We start from the raw sequence: 203 nt of genomic DNA on the forward strand, positions 1-203 counted from the left end.
CGGTTGGTGGAGGGTGCTGGGGTGTCGGCGGGTGTGGTGTTGGCGCGTCGGGAGCGTCCGGAGCGGGTTCCGTTGTCCTTTGCGCAGCAGCGGATGTGGTTCTTGAACCGGATGGACGGCTCTGACACCGAGGGCGCTGCGGCCTACAACCTTCCCTTTGCCCTGCGTTTGACGGGAAGTGTTGATGTGGGGGCGCTTGAGGC

At 65.5% G+C, this 203-nt stretch carries 1 protein-coding gene; it reads left to right on the plus strand.

Annotated features, from left to right (window positions below):
- Positions 1 to 21: 21 nt before the first annotated feature.
- Positions 22 to 203: hypothetical protein (locus KVT45_RS56015; protein WP_217562835.1), on the plus strand; the 182-nt coding region annotated here is incomplete at its 3' end.

It is taken from the genome of Streptomyces sp. GbtcB6 (assembly GCF_019091475.1).
Lineage (GTDB): Bacteria > Actinomycetota > Actinomycetes > Streptomycetales > Streptomycetaceae > Streptomyces > Streptomyces hyaluromycini.